General features: G+C 74.6%; 17 protein-coding genes. 7 read left to right on the top strand and 10 right to left on the bottom strand.

Annotation, left to right across the window (positions count from 1 at the left end; all coding sequences use genetic code 11):
- Window positions 1–48 precede the first annotated feature (48 nt).
- Window positions 49–1,149: a GlxA family transcriptional regulator gene (locus tag ACN27G_RS12245; protein WP_421492924.1), complete on the top strand. Its 1,101-nt coding sequence runs from the start codon at window positions 49–51 to the stop codon at window positions 1,147–1,149.
- Here the strand turns inward: ACN27G_RS12245 and ACN27G_RS12240 are convergent.
- Window positions 1,075–1,647, bottom strand: a complete 573-nt coding sequence (locus ACN27G_RS12240; protein ID WP_421492923.1) for a hypothetical protein — start codon at window positions 1,645–1,647, stop codon at window positions 1,075–1,077. The two genes, ACN27G_RS12245 and ACN27G_RS12240, sit on opposite strands and share 75 nt — an antisense overlap.
- A 152-nt stretch (window positions 1,648–1,799) precedes the next feature.
- Here ACN27G_RS12240 and ACN27G_RS12235 point away from each other — a divergent pair, with 152 nt between their 5' ends.
- Window positions 1,800–2,543: a class I SAM-dependent DNA methyltransferase gene (locus ACN27G_RS12235; RefSeq protein WP_421492922.1), complete on the top strand. Its 744-nt coding sequence runs from the start codon at window positions 1,800–1,802 to the stop codon at window positions 2,541–2,543.
- 15 nt (window positions 2,544–2,558) lie between these two features.
- Here ACN27G_RS12235 and ACN27G_RS12230 read toward each other — a convergent pair whose 3' ends face one another.
- The 8 genes from ACN27G_RS12230 to ACN27G_RS12195 all read right to left on the bottom strand — a co-directional run bounded on the left by ACN27G_RS12230 (window position 2,559) and on the right by ACN27G_RS12195 (window position 19,645).
- Entirely contained in the window at window positions 2,559–3,506 is a 948-nt protein-coding gene (locus tag ACN27G_RS12230) for an alpha/beta hydrolase family esterase (RefSeq protein WP_421492921.1), read from the bottom strand.
- Window positions 3,503–5,188, bottom strand: coding sequence for a hypothetical protein (locus tag ACN27G_RS12225; RefSeq protein ID WP_421492920.1), 1,686 nt, complete (start codon window positions 5,186–5,188; stop codon window positions 3,503–3,505). The genes ACN27G_RS12230 and ACN27G_RS12225 overlap by 4 nt, the downstream gene beginning before the upstream one ends.
- An 85-nt stretch (window positions 5,189–5,273) precedes the next feature.
- Entirely contained in the window at window positions 5,274–6,215 is a 942-nt protein-coding gene (locus tag ACN27G_RS12220) for a hypothetical protein (protein WP_421492919.1), read from the bottom strand.
- The gene (locus ACN27G_RS12215; protein WP_421492918.1) at window positions 6,212–6,961 is read right to left on the bottom strand and encodes an alpha/beta fold hydrolase; all 750 of its coding nucleotides are present in this window, start codon (window positions 6,959–6,961) and stop codon (window positions 6,212–6,214) included. Before ACN27G_RS12215 ends, ACN27G_RS12220 begins: the two co-directional genes overlap by 4 nt.
- Entirely contained in the window at window positions 6,958–7,260 is a 303-nt protein-coding gene (locus ACN27G_RS12210) for an acyl carrier protein (protein WP_421492917.1), read from the bottom strand. Before ACN27G_RS12210 ends, ACN27G_RS12215 begins: the two co-directional genes overlap by 4 nt.
- A gap of 40 nt (window positions 7,261–7,300) precedes the next feature.
- The gene (locus ACN27G_RS12205) at window positions 7,301–11,938 is read right to left on the bottom strand and encodes a beta-ketoacyl synthase N-terminal-like domain-containing protein (RefSeq protein WP_421492916.1); all 4,638 of its coding nucleotides are present in this window, start codon (window positions 11,936–11,938) and stop codon (window positions 7,301–7,303) included.
- Between the two features lie 38 nt (window positions 11,939–11,976).
- Entirely contained in the window at window positions 11,977–18,915 is a 6,939-nt protein-coding gene (locus ACN27G_RS12200; RefSeq protein WP_421492915.1) for an SDR family oxidoreductase, read from the bottom strand.
- Window positions 18,916–19,174: 259 nt separating this feature from the next.
- Entirely contained in the window at window positions 19,175–19,645 is a 471-nt protein-coding gene (locus ACN27G_RS12195) for a dCMP deaminase (protein WP_421497305.1), read from the bottom strand.
- 219 nt (window positions 19,646–19,864) lie between these two features.
- Between ACN27G_RS12195 and ACN27G_RS12190 the strand changes: the two genes are divergently transcribed.
- A complete protein-coding gene (locus ACN27G_RS12190) occupies window positions 19,865–20,116 on the top strand; it encodes a hypothetical protein (protein WP_421492914.1) in 252 nt (83 codons plus the stop codon).
- Complete coding sequence (locus tag ACN27G_RS12185; RefSeq protein ID WP_421492913.1) at window positions 20,113–20,430, top strand: type II toxin-antitoxin system PemK/MazF family toxin; 318 nt, start codon at window positions 20,113–20,115, stop codon at window positions 20,428–20,430. Before ACN27G_RS12190 ends, ACN27G_RS12185 begins: the two co-directional genes overlap by 4 nt.
- Before the next feature lie 43 nt (window positions 20,431–20,473).
- On the opposite strand, the gene ACN27G_RS12180 is transcribed toward ACN27G_RS12185, so the two are convergent.
- Window positions 20,474–20,995, bottom strand: a complete 522-nt coding sequence (locus ACN27G_RS12180) for a MarR family winged helix-turn-helix transcriptional regulator (protein ID WP_421492912.1) — start codon at window positions 20,993–20,995, stop codon at window positions 20,474–20,476.
- 68 nt (window positions 20,996–21,063) lie between these two features.
- Between ACN27G_RS12180 and ACN27G_RS12175 the strand changes: the two genes are divergently transcribed.
- Genes ACN27G_RS12175 through ACN27G_RS12165 form a run of 3 tightly spaced genes read left to right on the top strand, consistent with a single transcriptional unit; the run spans window position 21,064 to window position 23,105 of the window.
- Complete coding sequence (locus ACN27G_RS12175; protein ID WP_421492911.1) at window positions 21,064–22,332, top strand: MFS transporter; 1,269 nt, start codon at window positions 21,064–21,066, stop codon at window positions 22,330–22,332.
- Complete coding sequence (locus ACN27G_RS12170; protein ID WP_421492910.1) at window positions 22,329–22,625, top strand: GNAT family N-acetyltransferase; 297 nt, start codon at window positions 22,329–22,331, stop codon at window positions 22,623–22,625. Before ACN27G_RS12175 ends, ACN27G_RS12170 begins: the two co-directional genes overlap by 4 nt.
- Before the next feature lie 54 nt (window positions 22,626–22,679).
- On the top strand, window positions 22,680–23,105 hold the full coding sequence (locus tag ACN27G_RS12165) for an Hsp20/alpha crystallin family protein (RefSeq protein ID WP_421492909.1): 426 nt from the start codon (window positions 22,680–22,682) through the stop codon (window positions 23,103–23,105).
- Window positions 23,106–23,131 lie beyond the last annotated feature (26 nt).

The following is a 23,131-nucleotide window of genomic DNA, read 5'->3' as shown; positions in this document are numbered from 1 at the left end:
GATGGCGACAGTCGTCCGGCGCAGACGGGCGGCCCACCGGGGGCGGTCGTGAGCCTGCCGGCGGATACGCCGAGGACCATCGTGGTCGTCGGCTATCCCGGCGCCGAACTGCTCGACATCGCCTGCCTGACCACCACCTTCGACTACGCGAACCGGGCCGGCCGGCACTACCGGATCCTGGTCGTGTCGCCCGGCGGGCAGCCGATGTCCTGCCAGTCCGGGCTGGTCCTGAACGCGCAGGCGCCGATCGAGCGGCTGCGCGGCCCGATCGACACCATGGTCGTCGCCGGTGGTGAGGGAGCGGTGGACGCCGCCGAGGACGACCGGCTGGTCGCGCACGTACGACGGCTGGCCCGGGAGACCCGGCGGGTCGCCTCGGTCTGCACCGGCGCCTGGATACTCGCCGCGACCGGACTGCTGGACGGTCGCCGGGCCACCACGCACTGGATGTTCGCCGACCTGTTCGCCGCCCGGTATCCCGCCGTCGAGGTCGATCCGGCGCCGATCTACCTGCGCGAGGGAGACGTCTCCACCGCCGCCGGGGTCACCAGCGCCCTCGACCTGGCGTTGGCCTTCGTCGAGGAGGACCTCGGCGGCGAGGTGGCCCGGCACGTGGCGCGCGGGCTGGTGACGTACCTGCAACGGCCGGGCAACCAGGCCCAGATGAGCATGTTCCTCGCGGCGCCGGCACCCGACGACGATCTGCTCCGCGACCTCGTCGCGCTGATCCGCGGGGCGCCCGACGCCGACCTCGGCCTTGCCGCGCTGGCCGCCCGGGCGGCGGTGAGCGAACGGCACCTCACCCGGCTCTTCGTCGCGCACCTCGGGCAGACCCCGGCCCGGTACGTCCGGACGGTGCGCCTCGAAGCGGCGGCCCAGTTGCTGGTGTCGAGCCGGCTGCCGCTCGCCCGGGTCGCCGCCCGCTGCGGCTTCACCTCGGCCGAGGCGCTCCGGCAGGCCTTCGCCGACCGGTACGGTGTCACCCCGTCGCGCTACCGGGCGAGTTTCGCGACCGGCCCCGACCGGCGGCGATCCCCGAGCCGGACGGGCGAACGGCGCGCCGACCGCCGTCGGTCATCCGAGCGCCGCGAGGGCCAGGAAGCCGAGGCCGAGCGGCACGTCCAGCAGCATGCACGCCTCCGCCAGTGACCGGGGGACCACGGCGTTCCGCCGGTAGTGGACGGCGTCCCAGATCGCGTGCGCCGCGAGCACCAGGCCGACCAGCACCGCACCGACGCGCGGGGCGAGGAGGAGACCGGTCACCGCGAGCCCACCGTAGGCGGCCACCGCCGCGGTCTGCGCACCGAGGACCGGGTACGACACCCGGCCGGCCAGACCCACGACCACCAGGATGGCGGCGGCGACTCCGGTGACGACCCACCAGGGCAGCTCGAACAGTGCGCTGGCGACCATCACCACGCTGAAGCCGGGGACGGCGGCCCAGGCGACCCAGGGCCGGGCCAGCGCGGCGGCGCCGAGATAGCAGAGGGTCGCCGCGCCGACGGTGATCGCCACGGTCTGCCGATCCGGCCCGGTGGCGAGGACGATGACGGCGGCGGCCAGCCCGAGCGCGCCCGGCCAGCGGTGCGGGATGACCGACCGGTGTGACGTGCCACTGCGGGCAGCGGGGGATGTCGAGGAATGCATGCGCCTGACGGTCCCCGGCCGGACCGGCGGCGTCGAGGGCCTGGCGCCCGGCTGGTCCGGAATCCTGGGGTGCCGGTCCGGTTGCGCGTCAGGTGGTGGTTCCCGCCGATATTCGTTGGACGCCCCGGCCTGGGTTCGCGATCGTGGGCGGCATGCGACAGGAGGAGATCTGGGACGCCGAGGCCGCCGAGCGCTACGACACCCCGGGCACCGGCATGTTCGCCCCCGAGGTGCTGGGGCCGGCGGTGGAGCGCCTCGCCGGCCTCGCTGACAGCGGGCCGGCACTGGAGTTCGCCATCGGGACCGGCCGGGTCGCCGTCCCGCTCGCCGCACGCGGCGTGCCGGTCACCGGCATCGAACTGTCCCGGCCGATGGTCGAGCAGCTGCGGAGGAAGGCCGACGAGTCGACGATCCCCGTGATCGTCGGCGACATGGCGACCGCCACCGCCCCGGGGGCGTACCCGCTCGTCTACCTGGTCTACAACACGATCTCCAACCTGCTCACCCAGGCCGAGCAGGTCGCGTGCTTCCGCAACGCCGCCCGTCACCTGCTCCCCGGCGGCCGGTTCGTCGTCGAGCTCTGGGTGCCCGAGCTGCGCAAGCTTCCGCCCGGCCAGTCGGCGGTGGTCTTCGCAGCCCAGCCCGGCTACGTCGGCCTGGACACCTACGACCCGCTGCGCCAGCAGGTGGTGTCGCACCACTTCCGGTTCGACGACAGCCGGCAGGCGCAAATGTTCCGCAGCCCGCACCGCTACATCTGGCCGGCCGAACTGGACCTCATGGCCGAGCTGGCGGGGCTCGAACTGGAGAGCAGGCACGCCGACTGGCGCGGCGCCGAGTTCACCGCCGAGTCGCGGTCCCACGTCTCCGTCTACCGCCGGCCACCCGCGCCCTGAATGGAGGCCCACCGGCTACGGCCGGGGATGCGCGTGCAGGAAGCGCCAGATCGTCTCCGTCGCGTCCAGCGCGGTGGACGGCTCGTCCAGGCCGAGCCGGCGGGCCACCGGACCCGGCGGCCGCGCACCGGGCCACTGGTGCCCGGCCCCGGCGATGGTGACCAGTTCCACGGCCCGCCCGTCCGGGCAGGTCGACGCCGTGCGGGTGACCGGCCCGGACGTGCTGCGCTGCGGTGCGGTGCACCCGTCGACGCGGCGCCAGGTGTCGACCATGGCCGGGATCGGTGGGCCGTCGATCCGGGCCGGGTTCGGGCCGGTGCCGTCGTTGTCGCGCCGGCCCGGGCCGCCGCCGTACGGGAAGGTGCGGTCCGCGGTGCCGTGGACGTGGATCACGGACGTGGGTGCCGGATCGTCGCAGGGGCCGGGCATCGTCGCCGACACCACCCCGATCGCCGCGAACGCCTTCGTGTCGCAGGCCAGCCGGTAGGCGAGCATGCCGCCGTTGGAGATGCCGGCCGCGTAGACGCGGGCGGGGTCGACCGGCAGCCGAGCCGAGACGGTGTCGACCACCCGCGCGACGAACGCCACGTCGTCGATGCCGTCGCGGGCCGGTGGGCCGCAACAGCCGTCGCTGACCGCCCACGCGTGGTTGAGGCCGTCCGGGTAGGCCAGCACGACACCGTCCCGGTCGGCGACCTCGTTCCAGCCGTACGAGGACTCCGCCTGCCTGCCACCGCCGAGCGCACCGTGCAGCATCACGACGAGCGGGACCGCTCCGGAGGAGGGCAGGGAGCCGGGCCGGTACACCCGGAACGTCCGCTCCCGCCCGTCCACCGTGATCGTGTGCGCCGACGAGCCCTCCGGCAGGGGCGGCGGCGGTGCGGGGTCCGGCCGCCCGGGGTCGCACCCCGGGCCGAGCAGGACCACGGCGGCCGCCGCCACCATCCGACGGAGACGGGTCATCTACAGTCCATGGTCAGCTTCAGCAGCTCCCAGCCGCCCTCCGGCACGTCGTCGTCCGGATCGGTGCGCAGGTTCATCGGGTTGGCCATCCCGAGATAGAGCGTGGAGCCGGAGGCCACCATGTTACGGATGCCGTAGTTGAGATAGTTGCCCAACCCTGCCTTGTCGACGGCCCGGGCCGGCCGGTGCGGCGAGTCGAAGACGTAGAGGTCACCGCCGTAGGTGGGCGGTGGCGCGTCCCCGCCGCCGGTGCCCTCGTTCATCTCCTTGGCCAGGTAGCTCCAGTCCATCGTGGCGACGAAGAGCTTCCCCTGCGCCACCACCATCTTCCAGGTGTAGTTGAGGAACCGCTCGCCGAAGCCGGACGGTCCGTACGTCGGGGTGTATCCGGTCGGGGCGGCCGCCCACGCGCCCGCGCCGTCGGCGGCCGCCGCGTCGTACGCGGGCAGTTGCGCGGCGCCGTAGAGCAGGTCGACCTTCTCCCTGCGGCCGCCGAGGTCCCGGCCGCGGAAGATGGAGATCGCCCGCTGGGTGTTCTCGATGGCGGCGCGGGTGCCCGCCTCGTCCTTCGGGGGGTAGAGGGTCAGGTGCGTGGTGGTCGCCTTCAGCGGCACGTGCATGGTGCCCCAGTAGAGGTAGCCGCCGTAGGAGGCGAGCCCGCCCAGCGCGTAGGTGTGCGCCGTGACGATGTCGGGCTCGTACTCGGCCACCGACCATACCTGCGTCCACCCGTCGGCGTCCGCCGGGTTGAGGCCGGGCTGGCCGGCGGAGAGCGGCGGGCTCATCCACACGCTCGCGAGCCTGCTCGGCGCCGGGTCGTCGGCGGCGGCGCCGGACGCGGCCGGGCCCGGCCAGGTGCTGACGAAGACCCGACCGTCGTGGAAGGCCAGGTCGGCGGGCTGTGCGGGAAGGTCGGCCACGGAGACGAACGCGAACGGGTCGGACTTGCCGCCGGTCCACCGGAGCACGTGCCCACCCTCGCCGCCGTTGCCGCCGACACCGACACCGGCGTACAGCGTGCCGCCGGTGACCAGGAAGTGCCGGATGTTGCCGTACTCGGGGAAGTTCTTCGCCCCGAGGAAGGCGCCGGTGTCGGCGTCGAAGGCGAACATGTTCATCGTGGCGTTGATCCCCGGGCCGGCGAAGAAGACGACGCCCCGGTGGCTGCCGGCCGCCCGGATCCCGGCGGTGCCCTGCAGGAGTTGCAGGCCGGTCGGGGACGCGGTCACCGCCGACGTCTTCTCGGTCAGCCTCCGGTGGCGCAGGTCGTACTGGTACAACCGGGGCATGCGGTGGTCACCGAGGTAGGGCGGCAGGTTCGGGTTGCGCTTGGCGATCTGGCTCTCGCCGTACTCGCAGACCCAGTCGTCGTTGAGGGAGGGGTTCTTGGCGTCGAGGGTCCGTCCGCTGGTCAGGCAGTGCAGGTTCGCCCCGGTGCCGAACCACAGGTGGTTGCCGGTCAGCGTGATGCCCCAGACGTACGCCTGGTTCACCTTCGGCTGGCCCTCGGCGCAGGGCGGCCCGGCCGGGTAGGGTTGGCCGACGCCGTCGAAACACTCGTCCGGCTGGGCCTTCGCGAGCAGCTCGTAGCGGAACTCGGGCGGCCGGCCGGCGGCGACCGGCGTGGCGCCGAGCGGCGTGACCACCAGCACGGTCACAACCGCGGCAAACAGTTTCTTCAACGAGTGTCCTCTCCTCAGGCAATGTCGCGGAACCGGGCACGGTCGCAGCACCGGGCACGGTCGCGGAATCGGGTGGGTCGCGGAGTCAGGCGCGTACCGGGACACCGACACGGCCGGCCACCTGCGCGGCCCACCCGTCGGGGTCGTCGAGATCCAGGAACCGGCCCAGGCGGGTCAGCTCGGCCACGGGCGCCTCGACGAGGTCCTCGTAGCGCATCGTCAGCAGGTGCTCCGGCCGGGCGTCGCCGATCGCCTGCTCGGCCTGGGCGGTCATGAAGGCGCAGAGGCCGAGGTAGCGGCGCACGTCGCGGCCCCGCTCGCGCAGTGCGTCGGCGGTCAGCCGTTCGGGCAGGTAGCGCTCCAGCGCCGCCGGCACGGCGGTCTCCGGTGCGATCCGGAACGGGTCCAGCCCGTACCGGCCGAGTGACTCCACGCGCAGCTGGATGAGCTGGAACGACGGGTGCCGGCTCATCGACCGGGCCGTCTCCTCCCAGTTCCGGGTCAGGTGGACGACCTTCGCGCTCGGGTAGCTGCGGAGCAGGTACGGCGCCACGTAGCTGGACCCGCCGGAGCGCTCCACCCACCGGCGCCGGCCGCCGAGCGTGCTGAGCAGGTCCAGGAACGCCTGGTGGTGCCGCGAGACCCGTTGCCGGGGAAACGCCGGCACCCGCTCGGCGAGCGTGTCGAAGAGGTCGTCCGGATCGGGGGTGAGCTTCGAGAGGGTGATCGCGAGGATCCACGGCAGCCGGGTCAGGTCGGCGCCCCACCGGCCGCCGCTCGGGTAGTGCACCTCCTTCGGCGGCATGCCGATCCGGAACAGGGCGGCAAGGTCGGGCTTGGCGCAGCTCAGCAGCGCCCAGTAGTCGGCGCCGGAGACCTCCTCGTCGTCCGGCGCCAGCAGCGCGGCCGTCATGAAGAACTCCTGCACCGACAGCGTGCCCTGATCGGTGTGCAGCAGGTCGGAGAGGAGCGTCGACCCGCACCGGCCGGTGCTGATGATGATCGCGCGGTCCGGCGCCGTGGTCATCGCACAACCTCCTGCGGGCTGTGCCGGAGCAGCCAGGGCAGCACCACCTCGCGTACCGTCTCCGGCCGGTCGACGAGGAGCGAGTGCCGTTCACCGGGTACGACCACCACCTCGGCGTGCGGCAGCAGCCGCCGCACGTCCGGCGCCAGCTCGCCGACCCGGGAGTGACCGCCGTAGACGCAGAGCACCGGACAGTCGATCGCGGCGATCCGCGCGTCGCCGGGCAGCCGGCTCGCCGGCAGCTCCCGGGCCACGCTCGTGGTCCCGACGAAGTCGCGGGCGGCCGCCAGCCGGCGGCCGGGCTGGGCGGCCTGGCTCAGCCGGTACGCGATGCGGAGGAACCAGGCCGGCGTCGGCGGTGCGGACTCGATGGTGGTGATCGTGGCGACCGCCTCGGGCCGGCGGATCGCGTAGCCGAACGCGATCGTGCCGCCGAAGGAGTTGCCGAGCAGGTGGACCGGGCCGGTGACGTCGAGCGCCACCAGCAGCGCGTCCAGGTCGTCGACGAAGTCGTCCAGGGTGTAGCCGGTGCGGGGCCGCTGGGTGCGCCCGTGCCCGCGCAGGTCGTATGTCACGACCCGCAGCCCCGCGTCGGCGACCGGCTTGGCCAGTGTGAAGTACCAGCTCGCCAGCGTGTCGCCGGCCATTCCGTGGATCATCACGGCCGTGGCAGGGGCGGGCCGGTCGCCGGCCGGCGGAAGCTGCGCGACGTGTACGTCGATCCCGTTGACGCGCACGGAGTTCATGCCGGCACCCGGTCCGGGTCGGCTTCCGACAGCGCCTCGGCGATGACGTCGACGAGCTGACCGACCCGCAGGTCGCGTACCGACTCGATGTCGAGGGCGGCGACGAACTGCGCGAGGTTGACGGCGTTGCCGTAGCGGGCCTGGAGACGTCCGGCGAGTGCGACGATGTCGATGCTCTCCATCTCCAGGTCGTACCGGAAGGTGGTCTCCATGGTGATGTCGTCCTCGGCGGCGTCGCCGAGGACCGCTCGCAGCATGTCGGCGACCTCCGCGAGGATGCTGGCCTGCTCCGCGCCCATCTGCACTCGTCCCTTCTGCTACTCGCGACCGGTGGGTCTGCTACCCGCGACCGGTGGGGAGGGGTCCCCATGTCCACCCGACGGCGTACCGCCGGGGCGGCAGGTCGTCGGGGTTGTGCACGATGCGATGTCCGACCTGGTAGGTGTGTCCGGCCACCTCGACGGTGAGTGCCTGCGGCGTCGCCGCCACGACCCGCGGCCGGGGCGGGTCTCCGGCGGGTGCGATGCCTTCGGCCCTGGCCGCGGCCCGGGTGGCCGCCCGGAACCGGGCGAACCACTCCGCCGCGTCGCCGCCGAGTGAGGCCAGCAACGACCTCTCCTGCGCGGAGAGCGCGGCGAGCGCGGTGTCGACGGCACCGGCGGGATGCTCGGTGATCTCGGCGACGTCGATCCCCACTCCCGGCGCCCCGGGCGGCGTGCCGGGCTCGCGCGCCCTGGCGATCGCCACCCCGATCTCGCCGGTGTACGCCAGGGAGATGTCGCATTCCCGGTAGTCACGCATCGGCGACGTCCGCATCCGGGGCCGGCCGTCCGGCTCGTCGGTCACGGTCAGCTCGATCGGATAGACGGTGCGGTGGCCGTCCTCCCAGAGCCGGAACCGCACCGCGTCCTTGGCGGCGATCCGGCCCAGCAGCCACCCCTTGCGCTCGCCGGGCGGCTGCCGCTCGTAGTCGGCGTACCGGGCGTTGCCGAGGACGGCACGGGCCGCCATGCCCCGGGTGACCAGGTCGGTCCAGCAGTCGAACGCCATCGCCCAGCCCTCCGGCTGCCGCAGCGACATGGGGTAGCGCTCGGGGAAGCGTTCGGCCGGCTTGGCGGTGTGGTGGCTGTCGAACCGCCGGTCGAGGATGCCGTCGATCTGGGCCCACACCCGTCCACCGACGATCAGCTGCGCGGCGGCGACGATCTGGGCGTCGTCGATGGACCCGATCCGCGCCACGCACTCGACGGGGGTGCCGGCCGCCGGTGCCGGCCCGAAGAAGCGTACGTGGCCGAGGCCGACCGGCAGTGCGACCGTGCGGGAGTGCTGGGTGGCGACGAGCCAGTTGCCGATCATCTGGAGGGCGTTGTCGAGCAGGGCCCCCGGCGGTGTGGGCGTGGTGAGCAGGCCGCGGACGTGCCGGTCGCCGAGCGCGTGCACGGCGGTGACGGCCTGGAAGAGCGGACCGTGGAACATGAGGCGGTCGGCGTACATCTCGGCGGCGCTGACCGGGGTCGGCCGCTCGGTGGCCGGGTCGTGCTCCCAGACCTCGGGTGGGACGGCCGGGTGGTCGGGGGCGACCTCGACCGTGGCGCGCGCGTACTGGCCGAGCTGTACCGACATCCGTCCCGGTCCGGTCGGCGTCACGGTGATCGTGATGTCCTGCGGCGGCGCGGCGATGATCCAGCGGTTGAACCGGGCGTCCCGCACGGCGACCGCCCGCTGACCGGGTGCGGCCGCCTCGGCGGCGTCCATCATGTGCTGTACGACGGTGGTCGCGGGCACCACCGGCCACCGGTCCTCCAGATCCGGCCAGTCGTCGGGCTGCACGAAGAAGCAGTGGTCCCGCAGGTACGGCATCGTCTCCACACTGGCCCGCAGCACGGTGCGGTACGGCTGGGCCGGTGCCGCCGGTGCCGCCGGTGCCGCCGGTGCCGCCGGTGCCGCCGGTGCCGCCGGTGCCGTCTCCGGCGCGGGTGCGCGCCGGGTCGGCACGGGCGCTGGCGCGGGCGGGGCCGGAGGGCGCACCGGCACGGCCGGAGGGCGCACCGCGGCCTCCAGTACGGTGACGGCGCTGCCGGCCGTGTCGCGCAGCAGGGCGGCCAGCTCGGCGGCGGCACTCGACCGGCCGGCGAGCCGGTCCAGTGTGGAGAGCGCCCCGTCCGCGACCGGCTCGGGGGAACGCGCGGGCACCGGTACGCCGGTGGGCACCGGTGCCGGCCCGGTGGGAGACGCGGGCGGCGCACCGCTGCCGAGCAGCCCGCCGGCACCCTCGCCGAGGCTGACCAGCGAGCCGCCGAGGTCGAGCTTGAGCACCGGACCCGTCCGCGCCGGACGCGCCGGTGCCGATGTCGGTGCCGGTGCCGGGCCGAGGGCGGCCAGGTCCGGGGCGGCGCCCTCGACCCAGAGCGCGGTCGCGACCCGGCGTAGCTGGTTGAGGCCGCTGCGGTGCGGCACGTTGACCGGCATCGCGAGATGGTCGCGCCCGCGCAGGTTGTCGGCGATCAGCGAGGCCAACTGGCCGGTGCCGACCTGGAGGAACACCCGCACGCCCGCGTCGTACATGGCGGCGACCAGTGCGCGGAACCGCACCGGTTCGAGCATGTGCCGCACGAAGATCTCCTGGACCTGCTCCGGCTCGGGCGGGAACGGCGCCGCGACGGTCGCCGACCAGACCGGTACCCGGGGCCGGTGCACGTCGCTGCGGCGCAGCGCGTCGCCGATCGCCCGCAGGCCGGTGGCGAACCTCGGGGTGTGGAAGGCCGAGCGGAACGGCAGCTTCTGGCAGAGCACGTTCTCCGCGCGCAGCGCCTGCACGAGGCGGTCCACCTCGGGCTCGGGGCCGTTCACGATGCACTGCGACGGCGTGTTGTCGTGCGAGAGCACCAGCTCGGAATGCCGGTCGAGCAGCGGCCCGACCCGTTCCGCCGGTGCGCCGGCCACCGCGAACGCGTAGCCGGAGACCTCCACCGACGCCGCGTCGAAGAGCGCCAGAAACTCGTCCATAGACGACGCGCTGACCTGCCCGGTGGTGGCCGCCGCCGCCCACTCGCCGATGCTGTAGCCGGCGACCGTGTCCGGCCGTACGCCGATGCGGCCGAGCGCCTGGTCGAAGAACCTGCCCACCTCGATGACGCCGGCGCCGTGCCGGCCCAGGTCCAGTGCCGACCAGTCGCGGTCGGCGAGCCCGAAGTGGGCGGCGACGTCGCGGGTCCGGGGCGCGAATTCGGCCTCCAGGCCGGGAAAGACGAACGCCAGCCGGCCCGGCCCGGAACCGCCGAGCAGCGATTCCGGGCTGAACCAGACGTCCCGGGCGCCCCGCCACGCGCTGCCCGTGGCCGCCGCGCGGCGGGCGACGGCGAGCCGTCGTCCGTCCGGCCCGACCACACCGAGCCGGCACCGCCCGCCGGCGGCGACCGCCGCCCCCGGGCTCAGGCCGGCCGCGCGGACCGCGGCGTCGTCGGCGTCCAGCAGCCGGCCGAGCGCCGCCGGATCGGGCGCGGCCAGCCAGAGCACCTGGTCCGGCTCGTCGACGGCGACCCCTCCGGCGGGTACGCCCGCCCCGGAGCCCCGGCCGTTCGCGCCCTCCGGTGCCTGTTCGAGGACGACGTGCGCGTTGATCCCGCCGAAGCCGAACGCGTTGACGCCGGCCCGCCGGGGACCCGCAGACTCCCACGGCTGCGCGGCGGCGATCGGGGCGAACCGGGTCTGTGCCAGCTCCGGGCGCGGCGCCGCACAGTGCAGGGTCGGGAGCAGCACGCCGTGGTGGACCGCGAGCGCCGCCTTGATCAGCCCGGCGATGCCGGCGGCCGGCATGGCGTGCCCGATCATCGACTTGACCGAGCCGATCACCGGCCGGGGCCCGCCCCGGTGGGGTCCGAAGACCTCGGCGACGGTGGCGAGCTCGGCGGCGTCCCCGGTGGGTGTCGCGGTGCCGTGCGCCTCCAGCAGCCCGAGCGCGTCGGGCGCGGCCGGGTCCAGGCCCGCCGCGGCCCAGGCCCGTCGGATCGCCAGCACCTGGCCGGCCGAGGCCGGGTTGAACATGCTCGCCGCGCGCCCGTCGCTGGAGGTGCCGCTGCCACGCACCACCGCGTAGATCCGGTCGCCGTCGCGCACCGCGTCCGCCAGCCGCTTGAGGACGACGATCCCGGTCCCCTCGCCGATCAGCAGCCCGTCGGCCGAGGCGTCGAAGGGCCTGATCTGGCCGCGCCGGGAGAGCGCGCCGAGCTGGCTGAAGACCGACCAGAAGCTGATGTCGTGCGTGTGGTGCACGCCGCCGGCGAGGACCGCGTCCAGCCGCCCGCCGTTCAGCTCGCCGATCGCCTGGTCGACGGCGAGCAGCGACGAGGCGCAGGCGGCGTCGACGGTGTAGGCCGGGCCGCGCAGGTTGAGCCGGTTCGCGACCCGGGAGGCGGCCAGGTTCGGCACGATGCCGATCGTCCCCTCCGGCTGGTGCCGGCCGAGCCGCTCCTCGAACCGGCGCCGCACCAGGTCGATGCGGTCCGGCTCGACGTCGGGCAGGACCTCGCGGAGGACCTGGACGAGCTGGGTGGGCACCCGCACCCGGGTGGCGTACCGGGCCTGGGCCGGGCTGAGCGTGCCGCCCCGGCCGAGGATGACGCCCACCCGGTCGCCGGACGGCATCCGGTCCGGGCCGCCCGCGTCGTCGATGGCCGCGGCGGCGACCCGCAGCGCGATGAGCTGATCCGGCTCGATGTCGCCGACCGACGCCGGCATGATGCCGAACCGGAGCGGGTCGAAGGTGGCCAGCTCGTCGACGAAGCCGCCGCGCCGGCAGTAGAGCCGGTCCGGCCGGTGTGCCTCGTCCGGGTCGTAGAACGACGGATCCCAGCGCTGCGGCGGCACGTCGGTGATCGCGTCGACGCCGTCGACGAGGTTGCGCCAGTACGCCTCCAGCGTGCCCGCCGAGGGCATCAGCGCCGCCATCCCCACGATGGCGATCTGGTGTCCGGTCACAGTCCCGCCTCCGACAACCTCGCCCCGGTCAACAGAACTCACCAGCCGGATGCCGTGTAGACGACCGACGTGGTCGCCGGGTCGCCCCAGGCCAGCTCCCGCAGCAGGCAGAGCGCGCCCTCCTCGGGGTCGATGAGCTTGATGCCGCGCCGGGCGTACTCCTTGCCGAGCTCGGCGGTGACCATCCCGCCGTGCCCGGCACCGGGCGCCCACGGTCCCCAGTGGAGGGTGAGGCACCGGTTCCCGGTCTCCGTCGCCCAGCGCCCGCCGAGGGCGTCGAGCGCGTCGTTGGCGGCGGCGTAGTCGCCCTGACCTCGGTTGCCGTACGCCGCCGCGATGCTGCCGAAGAGCGCGACGAACCGCGGGGCGGGGGAGAGGCCGGCGAGAGCGCCGAGCACCGCCCGCGCGCCGTCGACCTTGGTGCCGAAGACCCGGGCGAACGACTCCGGGGTCTTGTCGGCGATCAGCTTGTCCTCGATGACACCGGCGGCATAGACGAGCCCGTCGATCCGGCCACGGTCGCCGTGCACCCGGGCGAGCAGGCGGCCCACCGCCGCCCCGTCGCGGACGTCCAGCGCGTGGTACCGCACGTCGCTGCCGAGCTCGCGAAGCTCGCGCAGTGTCGCCTCGACCTCGCGGCCGGCCAGGACGGCCCGCGCGGCCCGCTCGATCTCGGCCGGGGAGCCGACGCCCCGACGGGCCAGCGCGGCGCGCAGCTCGGCGCCGTCCAGACCCGCCAGCTCCGGACTTTCCGCCCCGGCCGGCAGCGGGGTGCGGCCGACCAGTTCGATGCGGCAGCCGGTGGCGGCGGCGAGCGCGCGGGCGCACCACGGGGTGATGCCCCGGGCGCCGCCGACCAGGACCAGGACCGAGTCCCGGTCGAGCCCGATCGCCCGTGCCTCCGCCACGCCGTCACCGGCCGGTCCGGCGCCACCGACCGCCAGCGTGCCGAGCGCCTCCGGCACCAGGTCGTAGGCGTACCGGCGGCCGTCCGCCCGGACGACGACCGGCGCGTCCCCGCCGCCGCACAGCTCGGCCACGACCGCGGTCGCCAGCCCGGCGCCGGCGGGTTCGTCGTCGGGCGCCGCGCCGTCGGTCAGCACGAGCCGCACCGTGCGGTCCGGGTACTCCCGGGCGGCCGTGCGGAAGAAGCCGCGCAGGCCGTCGCCGGCCGTCATCCCGGCGACCACCGGGTCACCCGCCACCGGGTCACCCGCCACCGCGTCACCCGGCACCGCGTCATCCGACACCGCGTCGGCGGGCGCGGTCTCGTCGGCGGCAGTGGCGCCGGCTGCCGTGTCGACGGCCGCGACGAGCCAGCGGGCGCCACCGGCGAGGGCGCTCCTGACGAGCGGAAACGCCCCCGGGAGCGCCGCCGCCTCGCCGAGCAGGATCAGGCCGTCGGCGGTGGCGGCGGACGCCTCGTCGCCGGCCTCCCGCACCGTGGCGCCGTGCCCGTCGAGCAGCTCGGCCATCCGTCGTACCGCCGCCGGGTCGCCGGCCACGGCGAACGTCGCACCGGCGAGCGGGGCCGCCGGCCGGGCCGGGGTCTCGTCGAGCGGGACCAGCGTGCTGACCATGCGCTCGGGCGCGACCCCGGTGGACCCGGACGGCGGGCCGGTCGAGTCCGGCCCCGCCGATAACGCCGCGACGCCCGCACCGCCGACCCCGTCCACCTTCGCGGTGAGCCAGGCCACCATGGCCCGCACCGTGCGGGCCCGGACCAGATCCTCCAGTTCGGCCTCGTCGCCGTCGGCGGAGAGCCCGAGCCGGGACGCGACCTCGCCGGCCACCTCGGCGCGCTTGATGGAGTCGACGCTCAGGTCGGCCTCCAGGTCGAGGTCAAGGTCGATCAGGTCGACCGGGTAGCCGGTCCGTTCGCTGATCACCGCCAGCACGGATCCCTGGAAGTCGATCCCGGCAGCCGCCACCGCCGGCAGCGGTGGCGACGCCGGTGCGGGCGCCGCGACGGCCGCCGCCAGCGGTGCGACCGGTACGGGTGGTGCGGACGGCTCCTCCGCCACGGTCGTGACCGCCATGGAGATCGCGGGCGGCGCCGGAGCCGGCGCGGGTTGCCAGGTGACCTGCCCGGCACCGAAGTACGCGAGCAGGACGTCGCGCTGGGACGCGATCATCTCGCGGCTGGTCCGCAGGAACTCGCTGAGCAGCTCGTCCCGGCTGTCCCGGCCGCCGTTGAATGCATCGACTCTGTCGGACCCGTTCACCGGCAACTCCTTGATGCGTCGAGGGGGTGCCATGCCACCGCGCAGGCTCGCCCCGTTGCTGTCCCGGACCAGCTGGCCGTCGACCGTCCACGTCGGCCGCCCGACCGGATCGGCGATCGTGCCGGCCGCCGCGTCGCGGCCGTGGAAGAGCCAGCCGGGCCGCACCGGCACCCCGGCGCAGGCCAGCTCGGCGATGGCGGTGAGGAAGGCGCGCAGCCCTTCACCGGGCCCCTGCCGGCCGGGCTCGCGCGGCGTCCCGTCGCAGGCCACCGCGAGGTGCGGGCGCTCGCCGAGCACCGCGCGGACCAGCCTGGTCAGCACCGTGCCCGGACCCGCCTCGACGAAGACCCGCGCGCCGTCGGCGTACATGGCCTCGATCTGGTCGACGAAGCGGACCGGCGCCCCGATCTGGGCCGCCAGACCGGCGCGGACCGCGGCGGCGTCCGGCGCGTACGGTGCGGCGGTCCGGTTGGCCCAGACCGGGATCCCGGGCGGGTTCACCGGCTGGCCGGCGAGTGCGGCGGCGAAGCGTTCCCCACCGGCGGCCACGACCGGGCTGTGGAACGCGCAGGCGACCGGGATCGGCCGGGCGGCCAGCCCGGCCGCCTTCAGCGCGGCGGTCGCCGCCCGCACCGCCGGAGTGGGGCCGGAGATCACCACCTGCGCCGGCCCGTTGTGGTTGGCCAGGACCACCTCGTCGGCGAGCCCGGCGGCGGCGAGCACCTCCGCCACCTGGGCCGGCGTGGCAGCGACGGCGGCCATCGTGCCCGGGTCGTCACCGGCGGCGGCGAGGATCGAGGCGGCCCGCTCCCGGCTGAGCGTGAGCAGGGTCGCCGGGTCGAACGCCCCGGCTACGGCGAGCGCCACCAGCTCGCCGTAGCTGTGCCCGCCGGCCATGTCCGGCCGGACGCCGAGCCGGCCCAGCAGGTGGTCGACGGCGAGGCCGCCGATGCCCAGCACCGGCTGGGCGACCCGGGTGTCGCGTACCCGGTCGTCCTGGGCGCGGGCCACCTCCGGGTCGAACGCGGAGGGCGGGAAGAGCGCGCCGGCCCACTGGTCGCCGAGGTGGAGGTAGCGGCGCAGCTCGGGGAAGGCCACGAAGAGTTCGGCGAGCGCGCCCGGCCGCTGGCTGCCCTGCCCGGGAAAGAGGAACGCCACCTTGCCGTCCGTCGGCGCGTCCGGCTGCACCAGCCCGTCCGCGGGCGCGTGCTCGCCGGCCAGGGCCCGGCGCAGCAGCCGGAGCAACTCGTCGACATCCCGGGCGACGACCGCCACCCGCACCGGCCCGCTGCGCCGGTCCGACTCCAGGGCGAGCGCCGCGGCCAGGTCACGCAGCCGCCGGGACCGGCCCTCGGCCTGCTGGACGAGCCGCTCGACCGCGCGGTGCGCCGCGTCCCGGTCGGCGCCGCGGAAGCAGAAGAGCTCGGCCGGCCACTCGTCGCGGGCGTGGCGCGGCTCCGGCTCACCCGGATGGGCGGCCAGCACCACGTGGTAGTTCGTGCCGCCGAAGCCGAACGCGCTCACCCCGGCATACCGGCGGGCGTGCGGGGTGAGCCAGGGCCGGGGTTCGGTGTGGAAGACGAAGGGGCTCCGGTCCGGATCCCACGCCGGGTTGGGGCGGCTCAGGTTGCCGGTGGGCGGCTTGACTCCGGTCTGCAGCGCCAGCACCGCCTTGATGACGCCGGCCAGTCCGGCGGCACACTTGGTGTGCCCGATCTGCGACTTCACCGACCCGAGCACGCAGCCGCCGGGGTCGGCCCCGGCCTCGGTGAACTTCGTGGTGAGGGTCTCCAGCTCGGTGCGGTCGCCGACCACCGTGCCGGTGCCGTGCGCCTCCACCAGCTCCACGTCCCTGGGCGAGACGCCGCTGCGCTGGTACGCCCGGTCCAGCGCCCGGCGCTGCCCGGCGGGGCGCGGCGCGGTCAGCCCGAGCGCGCGCCCGTCGCTGGAGGCGCCGATGCCCTTGACGACCGCGTAGATCCGGTCGCCGTCGCGCTCGGCGTCGGCGAGCCGCTTGAGGACGAGGCAGGCGACGCCCTCGCCGAGCGCGATCCCGTCGCCGGTGCTGTCGAAGGTGCGGCAGCGCCCGGTCGGCGACAGCGCGTGCGCCGAGGTGAACATCAGATAGTCGTTGATGCCGTTGTGCAGGTCGGCACCGCCGCAGATCATCAGGTCGCTGCCGCCTGCGACCAGCTCCTTGCAGGCCGCGTCGAGGGCTGCCAGTGACGAGGCGCAGGCGGCGTCGACGGTGAAGTTGGGCCCGCCGAGATCGAGCCGGTTGGCGACCCGGCCGGCGATGACGTTGGCGAGGATGCCGGGGAACGAGTCCTCGGTGACCCTCGGCAGTTGCTCCTCCAGCCCGGCCGGCACCTCGCCGACGTACGCGGGCAGCATCGTCCGCAGCGTCTGCGCGTTCGCCATGTCGCTGCCCGCCTCGGCGCCGAATATCACCCCGGTGCGCGAGTGGTCGGCGCCCGCCGCGTCGTACGGGTAGCCGGCGTCGACCAGCGCCCGGTGCGACAACTCCAGGGCGAGCAGTTGGGTCGGGTCGATGCTGGCCAGTGCGGCGGGTGGGATGCCGTACCGGATCGCGTCGAAGGGCACCGGGTCGAGGAAGCCGCCCCACTTGGAGACGCTGATCCGGCCGGCCTGTCCCGGGCCGACCTCGGGCGCATAGTAGTGGTCGACGTCCCACCGGTCGGCGGGCACCTCGGTGATCGCGTCCCGGCCGTCGAGGACGGTCCGCCAGAACGCGGCCAGGTCCGGCGAGCCGGGAAAGACGCAGGACATGCCGACGATGGCGACGTCCAGCGGCGACGGCGCCTCGGCGGCCGGTCCTGCCGGTGCCAGCTCGTCGCGCAGGGACGCCATCCTGGCCTCGTGGAACTCCGTGGCCGCCGTCGTCACGCCGTGGTGCAGGTCGGCGACGGTGGTCCGGTCCGAGCGGAGCACCGCCACCTGGCCGGCCATGAAGAGGCCCTCGGTCTGCTGCACCGCCTCGTCCACGGCCACGATCCGGTCGCCCTCGCGTCGCAGCCCCTTGCTGGCGATGCGGAGCCGGCCGACGTTGAGCACCTCCAGCTGCTCCCAGATCTGCCGGCTCTCCACGCCCGCCGCCTCCAGGTCGGTGCGCAGCTGGTGGAAGTCGTCGACGAACGGGCTGGGCAGGCAGCGGGTCGCGTGCCCGGGTGCGGTCTCCAGCAGCGCGGTGCGGGTGGCGTCCCGCGCCGCGCGCTGGAACAGCGGCTGCACCGCGCCGTGCTCGACCGCCTCCCGGGTGAAGAGGTACGCCGTGCCCATCAGCACGCCGACCCGCACCCCGCGCCGGGTCAGCGGCGCGGCCAGCGCGGCGACCATCGCCGCCGACCGCGCGTCGTGGATGCCTCCGGCGAAGAAGACCTGCACCTCGGCGGCGGCCTCGGCCGGCTGCTCGTCGAGGAACTCCGCCAGGACCGCCGACTGCGCCTCCCAGAGGGGAAAGCTGGTACGCGGCCCGACGTGCCCGCCGCACTCGGCGCCCTCGAAGACGAACCGGCGCGTGCCGGCCCGCAGGAACTGCCTGAGCAGGACGGGCGACGGCACGTGCAGGAACGCGGCGATGCCCTCGGCCTCCAGGGCCTTGGCCTGGGCCGGTCGGCCGCCGGCGATGATGACGCAGTGTGGCCGCACCTCGCGGATCACCTCGACCTGTGCGGCGCGCAACTCCTCCGGGGCGAAGCCGAGCACGCCCACGCCCCACGGGGTGTCGCCCAGCGCCCGGGCCGTCTCGGTGAGCATGCGGCGGGACTGCGCGGCGTCGGCCAGGGCCAGCGCGACGAACGGCAGGGCGCCGTCCGCCGCGACCGCCGCGGCGAACGCCGCCTCGTCGCTCACCCGGGTCATCGGCCCCTGGGCCACCGGGATCCGGAGGCCGAGCGCCCGCGCCAGCGGCGCGTCCGGGGCGAGCGTGCGGGGGGCCGCCTCGTCGTCGAGCACCGCGAGGATCGCCGCGCGGACGCCGCGTACGGCGGCGCGGGTGTCCCGCCACCGTTGCGCGAACGCGGTGGCGAGCCAGCCGTCGGGACCCACCGGTAGCAGGATGTCGTCGACTCGCAGGCCACGCTGCCGGCCGTCGAGGACGGTTTCCGAGCCGTCCATCCGGCGGATCGCCGCGAGTGCCTCGTCGGGCAGTTCGGACTCGGGCATCAGGGCGAGCTGGCTGTCCAGCACGACGCCGGCCGCGCCGCCGACCACGCACGCCGCCGCGCTCTGTGGGCCGATGCCGCCGGCGACCCAGACCGGCAGGCCCAGCGTCTCGTCGGCGAGCAACTGCTGGGTCAGCACGAAGGCGCTCAGCTCGCCGACCCGCCCGCCCGACTCGGCGCCACGGGCGATCAGGCCGTGCGCTCCGGCGGCCGCGGCGGCGCGTGCCTCGTCGTGGCTGGTCACCTCGACGAGTACCCGGAACCGCCCGGCGGTTTCGGCCACCGTCCACGGGCTGTCCACCGGAAGCACGACGAGGTCGACCCGGCCGGCGCCGGCATGCTCGATATCGGACGGCGTGGCCGTGCAGCCGGCGGGGACGCGGATCCCCAGCGGCCCGGTCGCCGCTACGGAGAGGGCCGCCAGCGCGCGGTCGCCGCCGCCGGCCAGGTCGAGTACTCCCCGACCGCCGCCGGCACGGGCTGCGGTGACGAGGTGGGGACTAGGTTCGGTGCCACCACAGGGGGTGATTGCGATGACAAGGTCGAACGGAACCCGGGCAGCAGGCATCGGAACCTCGTGGGTAGTGGGGGCTCTGACGTGCGGTCCAAGAGATGTCCAGATCGGACTTACGTGAGTCGATTTCACGTCCAGTGGCACGCTAGGTTCGTGGTGTTACCCGCCAGTTAAGTGCTCTTTTTGAACCGAAGAACATAAGTGGGGCGAAGAATGCTGCAGTGGACGTTTCCGCAGTTCACCGCCGAATGCGTCCGGGCGCTATGACCCACCCGGGATGTCGGCGCGAGGGTGGGTCCACCGCCGCCACGGCTCAGCTACGGCAGCGGCTCAGGAGGTGAGCGTTGATCTCGACGACGAGATCCCCAAGGTCGCCGATCTCGACGACGTCGACCCCGCCCTGCCGGAGGGTCGCCACGCCGTCGCAGTCGGCGAAGAGCAGCGGCTCGCGCAGGGCCAGCACCACCCGGGTGAGACCGGCCGCGAGCAGCAGGCCGGTGCACGGGTCCGGCCGCGACCTGCGGGCGGTGCAGGGTTCCATCGACGTGTAGAGGGTGGCCCCGACCAGATCCAGATCCTCCCGGGTGGCGAGCTTCGCCAGCGCGGCCTCCTCCGCGTGGTAGGAGGGGTCGGTCTCGCCCGTGTAGCCGGTCGCCAGCGGCACACCGTGCCGGTCCACGACGACCGCTCCGACGGCGTAGTGGCTCGGCGAGGGCGGTGAGAGCCGGGACACTTCGATGGCCGCCCTGAGCCAGCGCCGATCCTCACCGGTCCCGTCGTGCACGGACGGATCTGCCGGGCAGGCGGCCGGTGTGGCAACCCGGAGCGGGGACGACGGCACACCACGACCGTACTCCCGGCGGGCCGGCCCACGGACCCGGCCGGGACCGCACCCCCTGCGGCCGCAGCCGGTCGCCGCCCCGCTGGACGGGTGACCGGTGCGGCGCTGCGAGCCGGCGCTGCGGATACCTCTGTCCATACCACCGGGCGTACCATCGCGGTTATGGCCGACAAGGTGACCCTCAGCCTGAACCCGGACACGCTCGCCCGGGCCCGGGCCGCGGCGAAGCAGGACGGTCTCTCCCTCTCCGCCTGGATCGACCGGGCGGCCCGCAAGGAGGCCCTCCGCGCGGCGGCGCACCAGCACGAGGCGTGGCTCGCCGCCAACCCGGAGGTCCGGGACGAGCTCGACGCCTTCGACCGCTATGCCGACCAGGTCGACGCGGACTGGTCGGACCTGGCCGGCGCCGCGTGAACCGGGGCGAGATCTGGACCGTCGGCGACCCCGCCCAGCAGGCCCGGCACCGGGTCGTCGTGCTCTCCGGCGACGCGCACAACGATCGGCCCTCCGCCTCCCCGTACTGCGCGCCGATCGTCCGGCAACGCGGCAGCACCGAACTGCCGCCGTTCGTGGTGCCGCTGGCCGAGACCGATCCGGTGACCGGGGTCGTGGTGGTCAACCGGCTGCGCCGGGTGCCGGCGGCGGTCGCGGTGGAGCGGGTCGGGATGGCGACCGGGGCGAGCATGGCCCGGATCGGCGCCGCCCTGGCGGACCTCTTCGAGCTCTGACGGCCGGCCTGGCCCCGGTGCCCTGCGGGCGCGGGACGTGGTGTCAGGGCGTGGACGGCCGCTCGGCGGCGATCATGACCCGGCGCAGCAGGTCGGCGAGGGTGCGCCGCTCGTCGACGCTGAGCACGCCGAGCAGCCGGTATTCCTCGTGACCGAGGACGTCCATCGCGCCGAGCCAGGCGGCGCGGCCCTGCTCGGTCAACTCGATGTCGACCCGTCGCCGGTCCTCCGTCGAGGGGGTGCGCCGGACGAAACCGCGGGCGACCAGGGCGTCGATCCGGGCGGTCACCGAGGGGGGCGCCAGGTTGAGGTCTTCGGCGAGCTGTGACGGCACCGCCCGGCCGTGCCGCCCGGCGAGCGCGTGCAGGGTGTCGAACTCGGGTCGTTGCAGGTCGAAGTCGACAAGTGACTTCTCCCGTACCCGGCGTAGGTGGTTGGCCAGCAGCTTCGCCCGGGTCACCGCGCCCTCGACGTCGGGGTCGAGGCTCGGCAGCACGGGCAGCCAGCGCGCGACGTGACCGTCGGTCCAGTCCTGTCCGCCCTCGGGCCGCTCGCGCTGTTCCACGCGACGATCCTACGTCGACAGGGAATAATTCGTTGACGAATGATTCGACATCGAAATAATCTTCCGGCATGCCGCACCCGCTCCGGACCCGTGCCTTCCAACTGCTCTTCCTCGGCCGTACGCTCTCCGCGCTCGGCGACGCAGTCGTGCCGGCGGCACTCGCCCTCGCCGTGCTGCGGGCCACCGGATCCAGTTCCGCGCTCGCCCTGGTGCTCGGCTGCGCGATGGTGCCGAGGCTGCTGCTGTTGCCGCTCGGCGGGGTGGTGGCGGACCGGTTCGACCCCCGGATCGTCGCGCTCGGTGCCGACCTGGTCCGTTGCGTGACGCAGCTCGTCGTCGGCATCGAGCTGCTCGGCGGCGACCCGACACTGCTGCCGATCGCCGCCGCCTCGGCGGTCGGTGGGGTCGCGTCGGCCTTCGCGATGCCCACCGCCTCGCCACTGGTCGCCGGGGTCGTCGACGGCGCCGGCCGACAGCGGGCCAACGCGGCGCTGGGGGCCGCCAGCAGCACGACCCACCTGGCCGGCCCGGCCCTGGCCGGCGCGTTGATCTTCGCCGCCGGTCCCGGCTGGGCGTTCGTGCTCGACGGCGCGAGCTTCGCGGTCAGCGCCGCTCTGCTGGCCGCACTCCGGATCCACCGGGTCCCGGTGCGACGACGTCCGTTCCTGGCCGACCTGCGGCAGGGCTGGACCGAGGTCCGCTCCCGCGACTGGTACTGGACGAGTCTGGTGGCGCACGCGGTCTGGAACGGGGTGGCGGCGGTGCTGGCCACCCTCGGCCCGGTGGTGGCGGTCGACCGGCTCGGCGGCGAGGACGTCTGGGTGCTCGTCCTCCAGGCCGGCGCCGTCGGCCTGCTGGTCGGCTCCCTGCTGGCCGGCCGGGTCCGGCTCCGCTGGCCGATCCTGGTGGCGAACCTCGGCCTGGCCACGTACGCGCTGCCGCTCACCCTCTTCGCCGTGGCCGCGCCCTGGTGGAGCGTGGTGCTCGGGTACGGCGTCGCGCTGGCCGCCCTCGGCTTCCTCAACCCGGTCTGGGAGACCGTGGTGCAGACGGAGGTCCCGCCGCACGTGTTGGCCCGGGTCAGTTCCTACGACTGGCTGCTCTCGCTCGCCGCGATGCCGGTCGGGTACGCCCTCGCCCCACTCGCCGCCGACGCCTGGTCACCGGCGGTGCCGCTGGCCGTCTCCGCCGTCGCGGTCGCCCTCACCTGCCTGGGCACCGCGGCGGTCCCCGGTGTACGTCGGATCGGCACCGTTCCCCCGGGCGTTACCGGCCGAGACGCCGGAGACCCTCCGGACCCGACGGCGGCCACCGGGCCGCTCGCGGTGACCCGGTGAGGCGGCGGTCGTCGCCGTCTCCGCCGGGGGACTTCACCGCGCCCGGCCGGCGGCGCGGGGGCGGCGTCCGGCTGCTGGGCGCGGTCGAGGAGGCCGCGGCGGCGTACGGGATGTCGACCATGCGACTGGACACCCGGCACGACCTGGTGGAAGCGCGGGCGCTCTACGCCCGACAGGGCTACCGGGAGGTCCCCGCCTACTCGGTGGACCCGTACGCCGAGCACTGGTTCGAGAAGCGCCTCGGCGGACTTGACGGCGGAGCCGGACAGGGGGTAATAAGGAGGAGGACTTGAGTCGCCCAGACTCAACTTGAGTCTTCGGCCCAGGAGAACCGAGGAGGATCGACGATGTTGATGCGCACCGACCCGTTCCGTGAGATTGACCGGATCGCCGAGCAGTTCTTCGGCACCACCAGCCGGCCGGCGGTCATGCACCTGGACGCCTACCGGGACGGCGACTACTTCTACGCCGCCTTCGACCTGCCCGGCGTCGACCCGGACAGCATCGAGTGCACCGTGGAGCGCAACGTGCTCACCGTGCGCGCCGAGCGCCGCCGCCCCACCGGTGACCAGATCGAACTCGTCGCCGCCGAGCGGCCGATGGGAGTCTTCACCCGGCAGCTGTTCCTCGGCGACACCCTCGACACCGACAAGCTCGAAGCCGGCTACGAGGCCGGGGTGCTGACCCTGCGCATCCCGGTCGCCGAGCGGGCCAAGCCGCGCCGGGTCGAGGTGACCGTCTCCGGCGGCGGCCCCCGCCAGATCAGGTCCTGACTCTCGACAACCCGCCGTCACACCAC

This window comes from Plantactinospora sp. WMMB334, from assembly GCF_049179095.1.
In the GTDB taxonomy this organism is placed as follows: Bacteria; Actinomycetota; Actinomycetes; order Mycobacteriales; family Micromonosporaceae; genus Plantactinospora.
Note: the sequence above shows the minus strand (reverse complement) of the source record. Positions and strands in the feature narration are given on the sequence as shown.